Genomic DNA, 16,167 nt, shown 5'->3' on the forward strand with positions numbered 1-16,167 from the left:
AGGCGGACTGCACCGGCCGGTCGAGGGTGTGCTCGGTCGTGCTCACAGCTCACGCACCTTCTGACGACGGACGATCCAGATGAAGAACGGGGCGCCGATGATCGCGGTGATGATCCCCACCTGGATCTCCTCCGAGGATGGCGCGATCACGCGGCCGACGATGTCGCTCAGGAGCAGCAGTGCCGCGCCGGCGAGGGCCGAGAACGGCAGCAGCCACCGATGATCGGTGCCGATGAGCATCCGGCAGACGTGGGGGATGACCAGCCCGACGAAACCGATCGGGCCGGCGATCGCGGTCGCCGCCCCCGCGAGGACCACTGCGCCGAGAGCCGAGAGCATCCGCGTGCGGAACACGTGCTCTCCCAGCCCTTTCGCCATGTCGTCGCCGAGGGCGAGGGAGTTCATTCCCCGGGAGCAGAGGAAGCAGATGAGCGCGCCCAGCGCGAGCACGGGCGCGGTGACCGCGATGCGCGGCCACTCCGCTCCGCCGACGCCGCCGATCTGCCAGGACTGGAAGGTCTGCAGCAGGTCGACGCGCGGGAGCATGATCGCGCTGATCAGCGATGCGAGCGCCGCCGAGGTCGCCGCCCCGGCGAGCGCGAGCTTGAGCGGCGTCGCGCCGCCGCGGCCGAGGGATCCGACCGCGTAGACGAACACCGCGGCGACCGCGGCACCGACGATCGCGAACGCCATCTGGCCGTAGGGGTTCGCGAGGCCGAAGAAGGCGATGCCGACGACGACCGCGAGCGAGGCGCCGTTGGAGACGCCGAGGATGCCGGGGTCGGCGATCGGGTTGCGGGTGACCGCCTGCATCGTCGCACCCGAGAGCGCCAGGGCGGCGCCGACCAGGAGCGCGAGGACCGTGCGCGGGATGCGCTTGATGATCGCTGCCTGCGAGATGGTGTCGTCGTGCCCGCTGAAGGCCGCGACGATGTCGTCGAAGCTGACGGATCGCACACCGAACGACACCGAGAGGATGCTCAGCGCCACGAGGACCGCCACGCCGATGAGCAGCCAGACGGTGCGCACCAGCACCGGACGCCGCAGGTCGGCGGCGCCCGGTGCTGCGCTGTTCGGCGCGAGGGTGGTGGAGGTCACGGCTTCGTCATCCCGCTGATGCGGAGCGGTCGATCAGTTGCCGGCGAGCGGTTCTGCCAGCACGGCGAGGTAGTCCGCGAGGCCCCACGGGATCGACAGCGGGGACGGGTTCGCGGATGCCGCCAGCGGCGTGGCATCGCCCAGCACGGCGATGCGGCCCTCGGCGATGGCCGGGATCTTCGACAGCAGCGGGTCGGCCTGCAGCAGCGCGACGATCGACTCGTCGCCGTAGGTCACGAAGACGTCGACGTCGGCGAACTTCTCCGCCTCCTCCGAGCTGACCGTGAGGTAGAACTCCTTGCTGTCGGCGTTCTCCTCGACGATGGCCGGCATCGGAAGGCCGATGTCGTGCAGGAAGCCGGGGCGCGTGTCGATCTTCGTGTAGTACCCGATCTGGCTGAGGTCGGCCGGATCGATGTAGGCGAAGAGGAGCTTCTTGTCCTTCAGCACGCTGTTCGCCTCGAGCGCGGCGGCGGACTGCTCGCGGAGGTCTTCGATCAGCGCCTCCCCCTCGTCGGCGAGGCCGAGAGCGGTGGCATCCAGGGTGATCATGTCTTCGACCGAGGTGCCCCAGGCGACCTCGGGGTAGGCGACGACCGGAGCGATCTTGGACAGCTGGTCGTACTCCTCCTCGGTGAGGCCGGAGTACGCCGCGAGGATCACGTCGGGACGGGTGTCGGCGATCGCCTCGTAGTCGAGGCCGTCGTCGTTGTTGAAGAGCACGGGCGTCTCGGCGTCCAGCTCCTCGAGCTTCTCCTCGACCCACGGCAGCACGCCGTTGTCGTCGTCGTCACCCCAGGTGGCGGCGGCCATGCCGACCGGCACGATGCCCAGGGCGAGGGGCACCTCGTGGTTCGCCCACGCGATCGTCGCGACGCGCTCGGGCTTCTTCTCGATGGTGGTCTCGCCGTAGACGTGCTCCACCGTGACGGGGAACGCATCGTCGGATGCCGGGTTGCCGCCGGCGGAGGCGGTCGACTCGGGGGCGTTGGACGAGCACGCGACGAGGCCGACGGCGAGCGCGGCCGCGGCGCCGATGGCGAGGAGACGGGAGGTGCGCACAGGCGTTCCCTTCGGGTTCGGGATGAGGGGGGGGTCGGCGCGGGATCCGCGTCGAGGCTTTGGTAAGCCTGGCCTAATCTAACAGAAAGTTAGGCAAGCCTCAGTCCCGGTGACGCGGGGACTCCGGCAGGCGCCCCGGTCGCCCCGGGCAGCGAACAGAGGCGGAGCGAACGCTCCGCCTCTGTTCTGTGCAGGGGTCCGAGGGAGGACCTCGGTCCGTGAGGGACGGAGCGAAAGCACCCTCTGCACCCGAAACACCGACCACGAGGATCGATGTGCGGTCGTGGTCGAGCCGCTGCTTCGGAGCCGACACCGACCGCGGGGCGAATGTACCAAGCAGTGGTTCACACTCGACGACCTCGACTGCGAACACCGCTCCCCTACGCTCAGCGGACGAACGACTCCCCCAGCAGTCGTCCCTCCCAGCGAAGGTCATAGGTGATCTGATGAAGAAGTCGACCAAGGGCGCAATCGCCGCAGCCGCAGCAGCCGTGCTGCTCCTCGGCGGAGGCACGTCCCTCGCGTACTGGACAGCGACCGGCACCATCGACGGCGGCACCATCACCGCCGGCGAGCTGAAGCTCACGGCGGACACATGTGCCGACACCTGGACCTATGCCCCGGGCACGGCCGGTGCCGGGACGCCCGTCACGCGGTGGGTTCCCGGCGACGTCGTCACCAAATCGTGCACCTTCACGGTCGAAGCGACCGGCGACAACCTCGCCGCGACGATCTCGGCTCCGGCGACAGTCGCACTGGGCGGCACGGCGCCGGCCAGCGCTACGGCGACCGTCGCGGCCGCGTACACGATCGGCGGCACGGCCATCGCCGATGGCGGCACGGTGACCGACGCCAACGACGGCCAGCAGCTCGTCGCGACGTTCCGGGTGACGTTCCCGTATGGGACCGACGAGGCGGGAGCGCCGGTCGTGAACGGCAACGCCACGCAGAACTGGGCCGCCGAACTCAACGATCTGACCGTCACGTTGACGCAGGCCAACCCGAACTGAGCAGACCGCGTGTGATGCGTGCAGTCCTGACCTTCAGCGGGAGGACCGTCGCGTGGGTCGTGATCCTGGGCGCCTCAGCTGTCGTCCTGGCGGCCGTGCTCATCCCCCGGGTCGCGGGAGCCACGCCCTACACGATCCTCACCTCCTCGATGTCCCCGGCGTATCCGCCGGGGACGCTCGTCGTAGTCAGGCCGGCCGCGGTCGACGAGCTGAAGGTGGGCGACGTCGTCACGGTGCAGCTCGAATCCGGGGAAGAGACCGTCGTCACTCACCGCATCTCCGCGATCTCCTACGCGCTCGACGGCGACGTGGAATTCGAGACGAAGGGCGACGCGAACACGGCTCCGGATCGTGAGCTGCGGCTGCCCGTGCAGATCCGCGGCATGCTGTGGTACTCCCTCCCCTATCTCGGCTTCCTCGCGAACGCCCTCACGGGCACCGACCGGCAGTGGATCGTCACCGTCATCGCGATCGGACTTCTCGGCTACGCGGCAGCGATGTTCGTGAGCGCGTGGCGGTCCCGACGTGGGCGGCAGCGCCTCGAATCCGCCGGACCTGCCGCGCCGGACGCTGACGAGGGGAAGAGGTGACGGAACCATGCGCAACGGGATCGTGATCACCCTCGCCTCGGCGATGCTGGCCGCCGCCGTCCTCCTGGTCGCGCACCCGACCGGCGCCGTCGCGGCAGACGGCATCTCGCTGAGCCGAGACGGGGAATCCTGGACCGCCGAGCTTCCGGCCCCGCTTTTCAGCGATCAGGTGCGCTGGGTTCCCGGCGACAGCCGCACCGAGGACGTCCTCGTCCGCAATGATTCCGGTGACGCGGCGCGCATGCACATCGACCTTGTGAGCGGTGCCGACGACGAGCTGCTGCGCCTGGGTGATCTCGAGATCGCCACCCGCATCGACGGCGGAGAATGGACCAGCGCGAACGGCCCGGGAGTGCAGGAGCTGTCCGACGCGGGGATCGATGCCGGAGGTGTGCGCACGGTCGAGGTGCGCGTCTCGCTGCCCTGGTCATCCCCGAACCTCACGCAGGAGATGTCGCTCGATTTCGATCTTCGGGTCACCCTCGTCGGATCGGACACCCCCGACGAGAGCATCCTCTCCGCGACGGGCGGGAAACCCGATCCCCCGCTGATCGGCAGCGCCCTCGTGGCGATCACCGGCGGAGCTCTCCTGCTCGCATCACGCCGGCGTCGCTCGGCGATCATCCAGGAGCAGGGGCATGAGTGACCGGCACGATGGCGGGCAGCCGTCGATCTCGATGCGGATTCGCGTGTGGCTCAGTCTCGGGATCGCGCTCGGCCTCGGGTCCGTCGGCACGATGGCGCTGTGGTCGACGACGGCGAGCGCGCGTCCCGGCACTCTGACCGCCGGGCTGCTCGACATCACCGTGAACGACTTTCTGTCCGGCGCGGCTGACCGGAACGGCACGCGCACCGAGGTCGGGTGGACCATGAGCGACATGCTGCCGGGTGAGCAACAGGCGGTGAGTCTCAAGGTGGGCAACAACGGGCAGGGCAACCTCCCCGTCGATTTCCGGCTCGCCGCCTACGCCGCGGGGACGCTCGGCCCGGCGATCCGCGTCACGGTCTACGACGGCGGCACGCCGACGAACACGGCCCCGGCGGCGAACGTCTACCGCACCGCCTCGTGCGTCGGCGGCACGCTGGTGGGCACGATGAATCAGCCGCTCGGGGCGAGCGCGGCGACTGCGACTCTGCTCGACGCGAGCAAGCAGACCTTGGCGGTGTCGCAGACGCACACATACTGCCTGCTCGTCGGCCTCGACGACAGCGCGGCGACGCGGAACAACGCCGCGCTGCGGGATGCCAAGGCGACCCTGTTCTTCCTGGTCAACGGGACGCAAGTCGGAGTCGCGCCATGACCGCTCTGCGCGCCGTCCTCCGATCCGCCGTGCTCACCGCCGGCGCGGCGCTCGGCGTGGTCTGCGCGCTGTGGACGCTCACGATGCTCGCCACGGGCGCCACCCCGTTGGTCGTGCTCAGCGGTTCCATGTCGCCTGCTCTGCGTGCCGGGGATGTCGCCTTCGCGGTCACCGTGCCGGCAGAGGACATCGCCATCGGCGATATCGTCACCGTCACCTCCGGCACCGGCATCCGCATCACGCACCGGGTCGTCGATGCGGAGACGGATGCCGGCACGAGCACCCTGCGCCTGAAGGGCGACGCGAACAGCGCCGCAGACGACGAGACCTACACCGCGTCGTCGGCGCTGAAGGTGGTGTGGCACCTGCCCGGCATCGGGTGGATCCTTCACGCCGCGGCCTCCCCCGTCGGCGTCGCGGGCGGGCTCGCTCTGCTGGCCGGGTGCCTGATCCTGGGGCGGAGCGCGCTGCGCACGCCCCGGGTTCGCAGCGATGCCGACGATGCGGCCAGGAGCGCGGCCGACCGGCGGCGCCGTCGCCCTCGCCGGTTCGGGGTGCTGCTGCTCGTTGCGCTCGTGACGGTGGGATCCGCCTCCGCGCCCCGCACGACCGTGGCGTACTACACCGACATCCCAACGGTGCGGTCCCCGGCGGACGCGTACGACGCGAGCCCCTGGTTCACCTGTCACGAGGCGATGACCTCCGCGCCGCTCGCCCCGCTGTTCTACTACCGCTTCAATGATCCGGCCGGCTCCACGACCGCCGCGGACTCCTCGGGGAATAATCGGACGGCCACGATGGCTGGGACGACGGGCACGACGTACAAGTTCGACCAGGCGCAACCGTGCGGGCGGGACACGGACACGGCTGCAGCGTTCACTGGTGCGGGCGCGTGGGCCATGACGCCGGAGGTACTCGCGGTCGGTGGACCGAACGGGGCCTCGTGGAACACCTTCACGGTGTCGATGTGGTTCCGCGGAGACACGGCGCCGGCGACCGGACCGATCGGGTTGCTGATGATGAACCAGTGGCCGAACGGCGGCGGATCGCATGATCGCCTCATCTACGTCGACGCGACGGGCAGACTGCGTTTCGGTGTGTACAACGGCAACGGGGTCAACACCCTCGTCACTCCGGCGGCCGGCGCGCCGGGCTACGTGGACTTCCGGTTGCCCCGCTGGCACATGGTCACGGTCTCACTCTCATCCGCGGGGATGAAGATGTACGTCGACGGCGCTTGGATATCGGCGACGACGACCGAACAGGGCCGCGTCGCGGCGACGGTCACGACGGCGGCCCAGTACGCGAGCGCCTACTGGTTCATCGGAGCCACGATCGCACCGGGCTGGCCGGGCGGGCTGGGAGGAAACGGGGCCTACTGGAAGGGTTCCATCAGCAAGGCCGGCATCTGGACGAGGGCGCTCACGGATCAGCAGATCCTCGACCTCTACCGTTCCGGGCTCCCCCTGCGGAACTGATCCGGACGGGCGCGATCCCGACTCTGCCGCGCCGTGCCTGCACACACCGCCGCGTGAGATGTGTGAACGGGCCCTTGCTAGCGTCGTTGTACTGGCTTGTCAGGGGACTCGGCAGGCCAGATCGCGATGTCGCGAGGGGGACCGGCGCTGGGGCGCAGTGTGTGGGGCCACTGGGGGGTTGCCCCACACACACGGTTCGAGTTCGCGCACCCGGTAGGCTCACTCCACTGGATCACACTGCGGGAGAGAGCATCGACGATGTCCGCCAGGAACCCTGAGCCGCCGGACGACACCGGCTCCGGATCGACCGCGTTCGCGTCGACCCTCCGCAATGCCCCCCTGTCGCGGGGGATCCCCTTGCGCCGACTCCAGCAGCGCCTCCGTGATCGCGGCTACGAAGTCAGCGTCTCCACGATCTCCATGTGGCAGTCCGGTGCCCGGCGTCCGGAACGCGACACGTCACTCGATGTCATCCGGGAGCTCGAGGCCATCCTGCTCCTCGATGACGGACAGCTCGCCGACACCCTGGGGCCGTCTCGACGGGTCGGGCCGGATCGGCACGAGAGCTTCGCGTCCCTTCAGGAACTCGAAGCGAACCCCTTCACGGAGGAGCCTGCCGCCGAACTGTTCGAGCGCTCCGGCTCGGTCGGCGTCCACGTCGACGCCGAGAGCAAGGTCCGCCGTGTGGTCAACCGCACGCTCTGGCAGGCACGCCGCGACGGAGCCCGGGACGCCGTGATCTTCTTCGGGCTGAACCCGTCGGAGCCCGTCCCTCCCGACGTCCGCGGACTGCTCGGCTGCGATCTGGTCGACGTCAGCGCGGATCTCGACCAGGATCTCGTGCGAGCGACCCTCCGGCTGCATTCGCCTCTGAAGCAGGGGGAGCTGGCCATCACGGAGCGAGAGTCGACCGGTCACGTACCCACGGAGCCGGAGTACGAGTTCACGCTGGTCGCGCCGCGTCGGCAGGCGGAGGTGCTGCTGCACGTGCACTTCGACCCCGCGCATCTCCCTCATCGCTGCCGAGTCCTCGTCGAGTCCGCCAGCGGCACGACCACGCATGCGGTGATGTTGAACGGGGACTGCGCGACGCATGCCGAGTTCAACTTCGGTCCCGGTCAGGTCACCATGGAATGGGAGTGGTGAACGGCCCCTGACAGACGAAAAACCGGCCGGCCCCCGAAGGGACCGGCCGGCTCAGGAAGTCAGCGCGCGCTCAGAGAGCGCGGATGTTCGCCGCCTGCATGCCCTTGGGGCCACGCTCAGCGTCGAATTCGACCTTCTGGTTCTCGCGGAGCTCCTTGAAACCGGAGCCGGCGATAGCCGAGTAGTGGGCGAAAAGGTCGTCCGAGCCGTCATCGGGAGCGATGAAGCCGAAGCCCTTTTCCGCGTTGAACCATTTCACAGTGCCAGTGGCCATGTGTTTCTACTTTCTATTTGACTTAGCCGTTTGCACGGCCTACGCGGAATCGGAACATCCGACACGCGCGCTTGCTCACGGTACCACGGCTGGCTGACGTGCAGCAGAGAACGTCGGATTCTGCTGTGCAAGAGCCGCCTCGGTGCGAGTGCCGACACCGAGCTTGCGCAGCACGGCCGACACGTGGACGCTCACCGTCTTCACGCTGATGAACAGCCGCTCGCCGATCTGACGGTTGCTCAGTCCCTCGGCGATCAGCTCGAGCACCTGTCGTTCCCTGGCGGTGAGCAGGTCGGCGTCCGTCGCAGCCGGAGAGGTACTGAGCCCCGCCGCGTCGGCGAAGGCCGCGACGGACCGCTGCAGCTGCGCGTGCCCGAGGCGCTCGGCGATGTCGGCGGCCTCGGCAAGCACCGAGGCGGCCGCGGTGCGGTCCCCGTCGCGTACGCGGAGGCGTGCCAGCTCGAGCCGCGCGGCGGCACGGAAGGTCACCGGCACGTCGTCGCCGTCGGCGAGCGCGACCGCGGCGACGAGCCCGTCTCGCGTGGGCTCCAGGAATGCGTGCAGGATGTCGGACCAGGCCGTGGCGCGCAGCTCGGCCGTCTGGGCCGCCCACGCCGCACGGATCGTCTCGACCGCGCCCTCGACGTCTTCGCCGGCCGCGCGCAGCTCGGCGATGATCCATCCGGACTGCAGCAGGATCCGGCGTTGGTGGAGCAACGTCGGCCCCTCGTCGGCCAGCATCGCGAGGACCACGTCGAGAGCTCCCCGCAGATCGCCGGCGCTCTCGGCCACCGAGACCTGCATCACGATGACGTCGTACCAGATCTGCCGTTCGACGGTCCCTGTCTCGCGGAACGACGGCAGCGATTCGAGGAGCAGCTCGGCGGCCTCCTCGTGTCGTCCGCGCCAGGAGAGCACCCGGACACGCGTCATCGTGGTGTACATCCGGAACACGCGCAGCGTACTCTGAGCGAGCTCACGGGTGAGCATCTCCTCTACCCGCTCGATCTCGCCGAGCTCCAGCAGCGGCACCGCCATGTTCTGGGTCATCACCGACCCGGACGTGCGTTCGACGCCGTAGGTGCGCGAGCGGGCCAGCCCCTCTTCGGCCAGCTCCACGGCCTCGCGGTAGCGGCCGAGCAGCGTGAGCAGGTCGGAGTAGTTCACCCGGTATTTCAGCTCGGCGGTCGATCCACGGCCGAGAGTCCTCGCGAACTCGTACTCCCGGAACCCCTCCTCGACGCGACCCTGGTGCGACAGCGATGCGCCACGGACGTTCGCGGCGATCGACGCCTCGTCGTCTGAGCCCGCGCGGCGGGCGATCTCACCGGCCTCGACGCCGAGCCGGAAGCTCAGATCGAGGTGACCGGCGATCATATGCCGGCTCGCGAGCGTGTTCAGGATCGTCGCGCGAAGGCGGTCGTCATCGGCACGATCGCCGAGCACGGCCAGCGACTCCTGCAGCAGCGGGATGGAACCGGGGCGCCCCAGGTTCATCATGTAATACGCCTTGTCGCGCAGCAGGCGCGCGTGCAGGCGCTGGTCGACGGTCATCGGGTCGAGCTCGCCGAGCGCCAGATTGACGACCGCGAGCGCACGCTCGCCATCGCCCGCGTTACGGAGGATCGAGCCGAGCATCAGCAGGAGGTCGAGGCGCTCGATGCCCGCGGCATCCGGAGCATCCGGCACCTGCGGCCACAGCTCCAGGACCAGTTCCCCGAAGCGGGCGGCGCTCGCGAAGGCATAGCGAGCCTTCGCGTGGCGCATCGCGTGCGCGGCGGCGATGAGAGCGCGACGGTCGTCCTGCGCGAGCTGCCAGTGATACGCGAGCGCCGCGGCGTCGCCGCTGTCGGTGTCCGCGCACTCGTCCTCGAGCGTCTCGGCGTAGGCGCGGTGCAGCCTGGCCCGCTCGCCGGGGAGCAGATCGTCGTGCACCGCCTCGCGCAGCAGGGCGTGCCGGAAACGGTAGTCATCGTCGACGACGACGAGGATGCCGCTGCGGGTCGCCTCGCGCATCGCCTCGTCGAGTCGCTGCTCCGGCAGCTCCACGAGACGGACGACGAGCGGATGCGACAGCGGACGCTCCGCTCCCGACACGACCTGCACGACATGGCGCGCGTCGTCGCCGAGCCGGTCGAAGCGCGCCAGCAGCAGGTCGCGGAGGCTGTCCGGAAGCGGGCCCTTCGAGCATCCGGCGATCTCCTCGATGAAGAACGGGACGCCTTCCGCACGCTCCTGCATGCGCTCGAGGGCGGTCTCGCTGATGGCATGCCCGGTGATCTGCTCGGCGAGCAGCCGCGCGGCGTCTTCATCGAGCCGTGTCAGGGCGAGGCGCTCCAGAAGACGCGATCGCGTGGCCTCGCCGATGAAGCGGCTGACCGCATCGCCGCGGCGCACGTCGTCGGTGCGGCAGGTCACCAGCAGCAGGATGCGGCCCCGGCTGAGGGCACGCAGGAGGAAGGAGAGGATCGCGAGCGTGGACTCGTCGGCCCAGTGCAGGTCTTCCACGACGAGCACTTGGGGAGCGGCTTCCGATGCCGCCTCGATGAGCGAGGCGATCGCGTCTCGGAGACGCTCCGGACTCGTGCGCTCGCGATCTGTCGGACCGGTCGCGAGCTCGGGGAGCAGCATGCCGAGGGCTTCGGCGCCGACGCCGACCGACTCGCGGACGCGCTCGACCCCCATGCGGGTCAGGATCGACCGGAGGATGCCGGTGAGCGGGCCGTACGGCGTGCGCGATGCGCCCAGATCGAGGCACCAGCCGACGTGCACGTCGGCGGTGCGCGCGATCTCGGCACCGAACTCGCGGAGCAGCCGCGACTTGCCGATTCCGGCCTCTCCCTCGACCAGGAGGGCGGCGGGGACGCCGTCGCGCGCGACGTCGAACAGACGGCGCACCTCGGCCAGGTCGGCGTCGCGGCCGACCATCGCGACGCTCGGAGCAGACGAGGGCATGGGAACATCGTCCCACTCCCCAGGGACATCCGGGGTCGCCTCTGCTTCCGGCAGAGACCGTGGGGTTCCGCTCGCGGCGAGGTCGGCCGGGAACGTCATCGGGCTGTCGCGGTCGCCGGCTCGCATCCGACTCGGACGCAGTCGTCGACGGTGCTCGCCTTCGGGGCGCGCACGTTCCCCGTCCGCGCGCTCGGCGTGGCCGGCACGGCCGAGCGCAACGCGGCATCCGTTCGCCCGCCGACGATCCGGCGCAGCATCCGACGCATCGCTCCCGCCGGACGCGCCACGATCTGATCGGCGTGCTCCTGAAGGAAGCGACGCCGCTCGGCGGCGCGCACGACCTGCTCCTGCTCGAAGGTGGTGACCTGGTGGCTGAGATACGGGTGCTCGAACATGATTTCTCCTCGGCGGTTCGCTGTATCCCTACACTCCGCTCTGAGGTGCACCGGGCGGATCGGGCGGATGCCCTATCTTTCGGATGCCGATGCCTAGATGCGCACAGAAAGGGGCCCGGATGCAGCGGGAAGCTGCATCCGGGCCCCGAGCCCGCCGAGGCGGTCAGGCCTCCACGTCGCCACGCCAGGCACCGGTCTCGGCGCCTCGGCTCTCGATGAACTCCTTGAAGTTCTTCAGGTCCTTCTTGACCGCGTGCGAGCCAGCTCCGACGAGGGAGCCGAGCTTCTCGAGAAGCCCCTCGGGCTCCCAGTCGATCTGCACCGTGACACGCGTGGACGTCTCGGTGAGCTTGTGGAACGTCACGGCTCCGGCGTGCTCCGTCTCGCCCCCGGTGCTCGTCCACGCGACGCGCTCGTCGGGGTGCTGCTCGGTGATCTCCGCGTCGAACTCGCGCTCGATGCCGCCGACCTTGACCTTCCAGTGGGTGTGGGTGTCGCCGGTCTGCGTGATCGACTCGACCTCGTCGAGGAACTTCGGGAAGCTCTCGAACTGGGTCCACTGGTTGTAGGCGACGTTGACGGGAACGTCGACGTCGATGGTCTCGATGATCTGCACCATGTGATGCTCCTCACTGCTCGTCGTTCGTGTCCCTCCATTCAGCAGGCAGCGACGAGGAAGGGCGACGGGGTTGACAGCGGTGGGCGCGGAACTCGCTCACCGGGCCGGTGAGCGATCACGCCGCCAGTCGCCCCACCGCTCTCGCGCGGATGAGCACCGCGGTGCCGTCGGAGTAGGCGACGGGGAGCTCCTCGACCGCCACCACCTCGATCGTGTTGGGGTCGGCACCGGCGAGCCGGGCCCGGTCGGTCGCCTCGGCCGCGGCATCCGCTCGGGACGCACGACGGTCCGAAGGATCGGCGCGGTAGATCTTCTCGATCTGGCCCGCGACCTCGCCGAGCGCGGCTCCGACGGCGTTCGCTGCGCCGAAGTGGTCCGGGCGGATCAGCGAGGAGACCCCGTCGAGCTCGGCCGGAGCGATGATCCCTCCGCCACCGACGAGGATCACCGGGACCGGCGCCGCGTTCGGCTTCATCCGGTCGATCGAGTCCTCGAGGATCGCGCGCATCGCGGTCCATGCCGCCGCACCCCGCTCGGGGTCGACGGTCGGCGCCGCCAGCCCGGCGATCTCCGCACCCCCGAAAGCGAGGGCGATGTCGGTGGCCGTGAGGGTCGCACCGCCGAACGCGAGGCTCTCCTGCGGCAGACGGTAGCCGACGCTGTCGGGCCCGACGGTCACCCCGTCGCCGGATGGACGGATGATCGTGCCGCCGCCGAGACCGACCGAGAGCACGTCGGGCATCCGGAAGTTCGTGCGGATGCCGCCGATCTCCACGGCGTGCGCGGACTGCCGCGGGAAACCGTCGACGAGCACGCCGATGTCGGTCGTCGTGCCGCCGATGTCGACGACGAGGGCGTCGGTCGCCCCGGAGAGATGCGCCGCCCCGCGGATGGAGTTCGTCGGACCGCAGCCGATCGTCAGCACCGGGAACTCCAGCGCGTACTCCAGCTGCATGAGCGTGCCGTCGTTCTGACCGAAGTACGGGGTCGCCGGGATACCCCGAGCACGAAGCGCGGCGACGAAACCACCGGCCATCTGCGTCAACGTCTGCATCAGGGCCGCGTTGAGGACGGTCGCGTTCTCACGCTCCAGCAGCCCGAGCGAGCCGATGCGCGCCGAGCGCGACACCGGGACACCCAGCTCGTCCGCGACGATCGCGGCGACGCGCTCCTCCTGGCTCTCGTCGATGGGCGAGAACACCCCGACGACCGCCACGGCGTCGACCTCGCCGCGCATGCGATCGCACGCGTCGCGCACGGACTGCTCGTCGATCGGAGCCAGCAGGCGGCCGTCGATCTCGAATCCGCCGGGCAGCAGGAACGCATGGTCGCCGATCGCGCGCCGCAGGTCGTCGGGCCAGCCCTCGAGCGGCGGAACCGCCGTCGTCGCCGGAGCCCCGAGTCGCAGGATGCCGACGCGCCCCAGCCCGCGGCGCTCGACGATGGCGTTGGTGCAGTGCGTGGTGCCGAGCATCGCGTGCGACACGAGAGCAGGGTCGACACCGGATGCCGCGAGCACGGCGTCGATCGCATCGGCGACCCCGTCTCCGGTGTCGTGCGTCGTGGGCCGTTTCACGGAGGCCACGACGGCGAGACGGTCGTCGAGGATCACGGCATCCGTGTTCGTTCCCCCGACATCGATCCCGATACGGTAACCAGCCATCAGGCGGCCTTCCCCTCAGTGGTCCGCGCGCTGTCCGGAAGCGCACGGCGCTCGCGCGGGATGTCTTCTACGGGGACCCAGTCGACGTCGTACCCGAAGTGCGCGGGCCCCGCCGTGAGGAGTCCCATCGGCGTGCGCCACTTCTCATGACAGGGGATCGCGATCACCGCGACGCGCGCGCCGTAGCGGAGCGCCTCGGTCGTGATCGGCATCCCGGTGGCGAGGTCGAGCACAGAGATGAGGTCGGGCGTCACCGCGGCGAGCGCTCCATCACGGCGGGCCAGCAGCATCTCGTTCTGGAAGTCGAGGCGGAACGCGCTCCCCCGGTCGGCTCCGACACCGTCGAGCTCGGCCGCCCCGCGGGTGAAGCCACCGTCGACCGCCCGCTGCAGGTCGGCGACCTTGCCCTCGAACAGGCGTACCGCGTCGAGGTCGGCGCACAGGGCGTCGATGCGCTCGTCATCGCGGAGCTCTCTGCCGGCAGCATCCCGTCCGCGCAGGATGCGCCCGATGCGCTTCGCCAGGGTGAGTGTGCCGGGGATCGCGCACTCGCGCACGACGTCGCCACCGTAGGCGTAGTCGATCATCGTCGCCCCGCCGCCCATCTCGACGGTCACCGCTCGGGCGATGCGCTCCGACCACGCGCCGTCGACGGGCCGGCTGACGACCTCGTTGCCGTGGTGGTCGACCATCACGGTGGCACCGGGACCGTATCCCGCGAGGTGGAAGGTCACCATCTGCGCCTCGGGGAAGGCTCGGCCCATGGCATCGCCGTCGACCACGGGGAGCCCCGCGAGGGCGGCCGTGGCGATCGGGATCATGGAATTGCCGCCGCCGACCTCGATCGGCATCACCGCCGTGGGGCGGCGACCGACCGCCCGCTCGATGGCGGCGAGAGCCGCGAGCAGCTCGGATTCGGCCTGGATGCGTTCGACGCTCACCGAGGGGGCGCCGATGCCGCCGATCGGGATGACGAAGTCGTCGTCGGTCAGGTCGTCGACCTCTCGCAGCGCGACCGGGCCGTGCAGGCGGATGAGGCGCTTCGCCATCAGCGAGCCGACGTGCGGATCCCCGCCGCCACCGGTACCCAGCACCGCGGCGCCGAGGGCGATCTCGTCGATGTCCGCCTCTGTCAGCTGCGCGCCGGTCATGCGCTCACTCCATCGTCGAGGCGGGCGGGGTCGTCGAGACGCGAGGGCTCCGCCGAGGCGGGAGCGGATGCCGCGGCATCCGGCTCCACCTTGCGACGCAGCGGCACCAGCGCGAGGTAGACGAGGAAGCCGACGATCAGACCGTCGAGTGCGGAGATCGTGGTGAGGGTGAACCAGCCGAAGCCCGGCCCGTCGGCGGGGTTCGTCGTTGCCACCGCCACGAGGATGCCGACCACCCAGGCCGCGATCGACCAGCCGTCGGCCGTGGGGACCGCGGCTCCGTGCGCCCAGCGCGGACCGCGACGGCCGGTGAAGAACGCCGCGAGGTAGACGCCGCCGTACGGGGCGATGACGATGCCGATCACGAGGATGAAGGGCACGAAGTAGTCGGCGGCGCCGATCACTCCGATGATGATGCCGATGACGCCGAGCACAGCGGTGACCATGCGGCGGTCGAACCGCTTGCTGATCGCGGCGAACGAGAGCCCGGCCGAGTAGAGGTTCGTGGTGTTGGTCGTCCACTGCGCGAGGATCAGCACGACCACGGCGACGCCGCCGAGACCGAGCGCGAAGAAGATGGCCATGAGCTCGGTGCCGTCCATGATCCGCGCCAACAGGATCGAGACGACGATGATGATCGAGTTGCCGAAGAAGAATCCGACGAAACCGGCGATCATCGCCTGCTTCGGCGTGCGGGCCCAGCGGGCCATGTCGGGTGCGAGCACCACGCCCAGGATGAAGATGCCCATGACCAGCGAGACGGCGCCGCCGAACGTGATCGTCTGCTCGACGGGAGCGTCGAGCCCGGACGCCCCGTTCACGGCGAACGCGACGATGACCCCGACCAGCAGGAGCAGGAGGAGCAGCGGCACGGCCAGGGCGCTCAGACGGTTGATGGCGCGGTAGCCCCAGAACGCGGTGAGCGCCATGAGGACGGCGCCGACGCCCGTGAAGATCTGCACCGGGACATCGATGCCGGTGAACTCGGCGAACGCGATCTGTGCGTTCGCGCCGAAGAATCCGGCCTGCACGGCGAACCAGCCGATCAGGCTGACGGAGATGGCGAGGGCGAGGATCGCGCCGCCGACCTTCCCGAAGACCGCCCTCGAGATCATGGCGCTGCTGAGCCCTGTCGACGCGCCGACGTAGGCGCACCCCATGGCGAGCAGCCCCAGCAGGAGCGAGCCCAGCACTGTGGCGGCGATCGCGGGCCAGAACGCCATGCCGGAGGCCAGTGCGACACCCAGGAAGGCGCCGGAGAGATCGATGCCTATCGCGATCCAGACGGTCGCGATCGACAGCCAGCTCTTGCGCTGGTCCAGGGGCACGACGCCGTGCTCGTAGTCGGTGGTGGTCATCATCTGCTCTTTCAGGAGTGGCCGTGCGGGGCCGTCCGCGGGATTCGGGTTCCCAAGATGCGGAGGG

Annotated in this window: 15 protein-coding genes; 6 read left to right on the top strand and 9 right to left on the bottom strand. The window is 69.8% G+C overall.

What is annotated here, in order from left to right; translation table 11 throughout:
- Positions 1 to 42: 42 nt before the first annotated feature.
- Together ABS642_RS12645 and ABS642_RS12650 are read right to left on the bottom strand one after the other, a co-directional pair.
- On the bottom strand, positions 43 to 1,098 hold the full coding sequence (locus tag ABS642_RS12645) for an iron ABC transporter permease (RefSeq protein WP_350350339.1): 1,056 nt from the start codon (positions 1,096 to 1,098) through the stop codon (positions 43 to 45).
- Between the two features lie 33 nt (positions 1,099 to 1,131).
- Positions 1,132 to 2,160: an iron-siderophore ABC transporter substrate-binding protein gene (locus ABS642_RS12650; RefSeq protein ID WP_350350340.1), complete on the bottom strand. Its 1,029-nt coding sequence runs from the start codon at positions 2,158 to 2,160 to the stop codon at positions 1,132 to 1,134.
- Positions 2,161 to 2,606: 446 nt separating this feature from the next.
- Between ABS642_RS12650 and ABS642_RS12655 the strand changes: the two genes are divergently transcribed.
- The 6 genes from ABS642_RS12655 (at position 2,607) to ABS642_RS12680 (ending at position 7,685) form a co-directional block, all read left to right on the top strand.
- Positions 2,607 to 3,170: an alternate-type signal peptide domain-containing protein gene (locus ABS642_RS12655; RefSeq protein WP_350350341.1), complete on the top strand. Its 564-nt coding sequence runs from the start codon at positions 2,607 to 2,609 to the stop codon at positions 3,168 to 3,170.
- A 14-nt stretch (positions 3,171 to 3,184) separates the two neighbouring features.
- On the top strand, positions 3,185 to 3,760 hold the full coding sequence (locus ABS642_RS12660) for a signal peptidase I (protein WP_350350342.1): 576 nt from the start codon (positions 3,185 to 3,187) through the stop codon (positions 3,758 to 3,760).
- A 7-nt stretch (positions 3,761 to 3,767) separates the two neighbouring features.
- Entirely contained in the window at positions 3,768 to 4,406 is a 639-nt protein-coding gene (locus tag ABS642_RS12665) for a hypothetical protein (RefSeq protein WP_350350343.1), read from the top strand.
- Positions 4,399 to 5,061, top strand: coding sequence for a hypothetical protein (locus ABS642_RS12670; protein WP_350350344.1), 663 nt, complete (start codon positions 4,399 to 4,401; stop codon positions 5,059 to 5,061). The genes ABS642_RS12665 and ABS642_RS12670 overlap by 8 nt, the downstream gene beginning before the upstream one ends.
- On the top strand, positions 5,058 to 6,539 hold the full coding sequence (locus ABS642_RS12675; protein WP_350350345.1) for a signal peptidase I: 1,482 nt from the start codon (positions 5,058 to 5,060) through the stop codon (positions 6,537 to 6,539). The genes ABS642_RS12670 and ABS642_RS12675 overlap by 4 nt, the downstream gene beginning before the upstream one ends.
- 258 nt (positions 6,540 to 6,797) lie before the next feature.
- Positions 6,798 to 7,685 carry a hypothetical protein gene (locus tag ABS642_RS12680; RefSeq protein ID WP_350350346.1) on the top strand — a complete coding sequence of 296 codons (888 nt, stop codon included), beginning with the start codon at positions 6,798 to 6,800 and terminating at the stop codon, positions 7,683 to 7,685.
- Positions 7,686 to 7,755: 70 nt separating this feature from the next.
- On the opposite strand, the gene ABS642_RS12685 is transcribed toward ABS642_RS12680, so the two are convergent.
- From ABS642_RS12685 to ABS642_RS12715, 7 genes are all read right to left on the bottom strand, one after another.
- Complete coding sequence (locus tag ABS642_RS12685) at positions 7,756 to 7,959, bottom strand: cold-shock protein (protein WP_017831237.1); 204 nt, start codon at positions 7,957 to 7,959, stop codon at positions 7,756 to 7,758.
- A gap of 75 nt (positions 7,960 to 8,034) precedes the next feature.
- On the bottom strand, positions 8,035 to 10,914 hold the full coding sequence (locus ABS642_RS12690) for an AAA family ATPase (RefSeq protein ID WP_350350347.1): 2,880 nt from the start codon (positions 10,912 to 10,914) through the stop codon (positions 8,035 to 8,037).
- 95 nt (positions 10,915 to 11,009) lie between these two features.
- Positions 11,010 to 11,309: a hypothetical protein gene (locus ABS642_RS12695; RefSeq protein WP_350350348.1), complete on the bottom strand. Its 300-nt coding sequence runs from the start codon at positions 11,307 to 11,309 to the stop codon at positions 11,010 to 11,012.
- Between the two features lie 163 nt (positions 11,310 to 11,472).
- Positions 11,473 to 11,928, bottom strand: coding sequence for an SRPBCC family protein (locus tag ABS642_RS12700; protein WP_350350349.1), 456 nt, complete (start codon positions 11,926 to 11,928; stop codon positions 11,473 to 11,475).
- A gap of 115 nt (positions 11,929 to 12,043) precedes the next feature.
- Positions 12,044 to 13,591, bottom strand: a complete 1,548-nt coding sequence (locus ABS642_RS12705; protein WP_350350350.1) for a hydantoinase/oxoprolinase family protein — start codon at positions 13,589 to 13,591, stop codon at positions 12,044 to 12,046.
- Positions 13,591 to 14,742: a DUF917 domain-containing protein gene (locus ABS642_RS12710; protein ID WP_350350351.1), complete on the bottom strand. Its 1,152-nt coding sequence runs from the start codon at positions 14,740 to 14,742 to the stop codon at positions 13,591 to 13,593. Before ABS642_RS12710 ends, ABS642_RS12705 begins: the two co-directional genes overlap by 1 nt.
- The gene (locus tag ABS642_RS12715; protein WP_350350352.1) at positions 14,739 to 16,100 is read right to left on the bottom strand and encodes a cytosine permease; all 1,362 of its coding nucleotides are present in this window, start codon (positions 16,098 to 16,100) and stop codon (positions 14,739 to 14,741) included. Before ABS642_RS12715 ends, ABS642_RS12710 begins: the two co-directional genes overlap by 4 nt.
- Positions 16,101 to 16,167: the final 67 nt, after the last annotated feature.

Source organism: Microbacterium sp. A8/3-1 (assembly GCF_040267695.1).
GTDB classification, from domain to species: Bacteria; Actinomycetota; Actinomycetes; order Actinomycetales; family Microbacteriaceae; genus Microbacterium; species Microbacterium luteolum.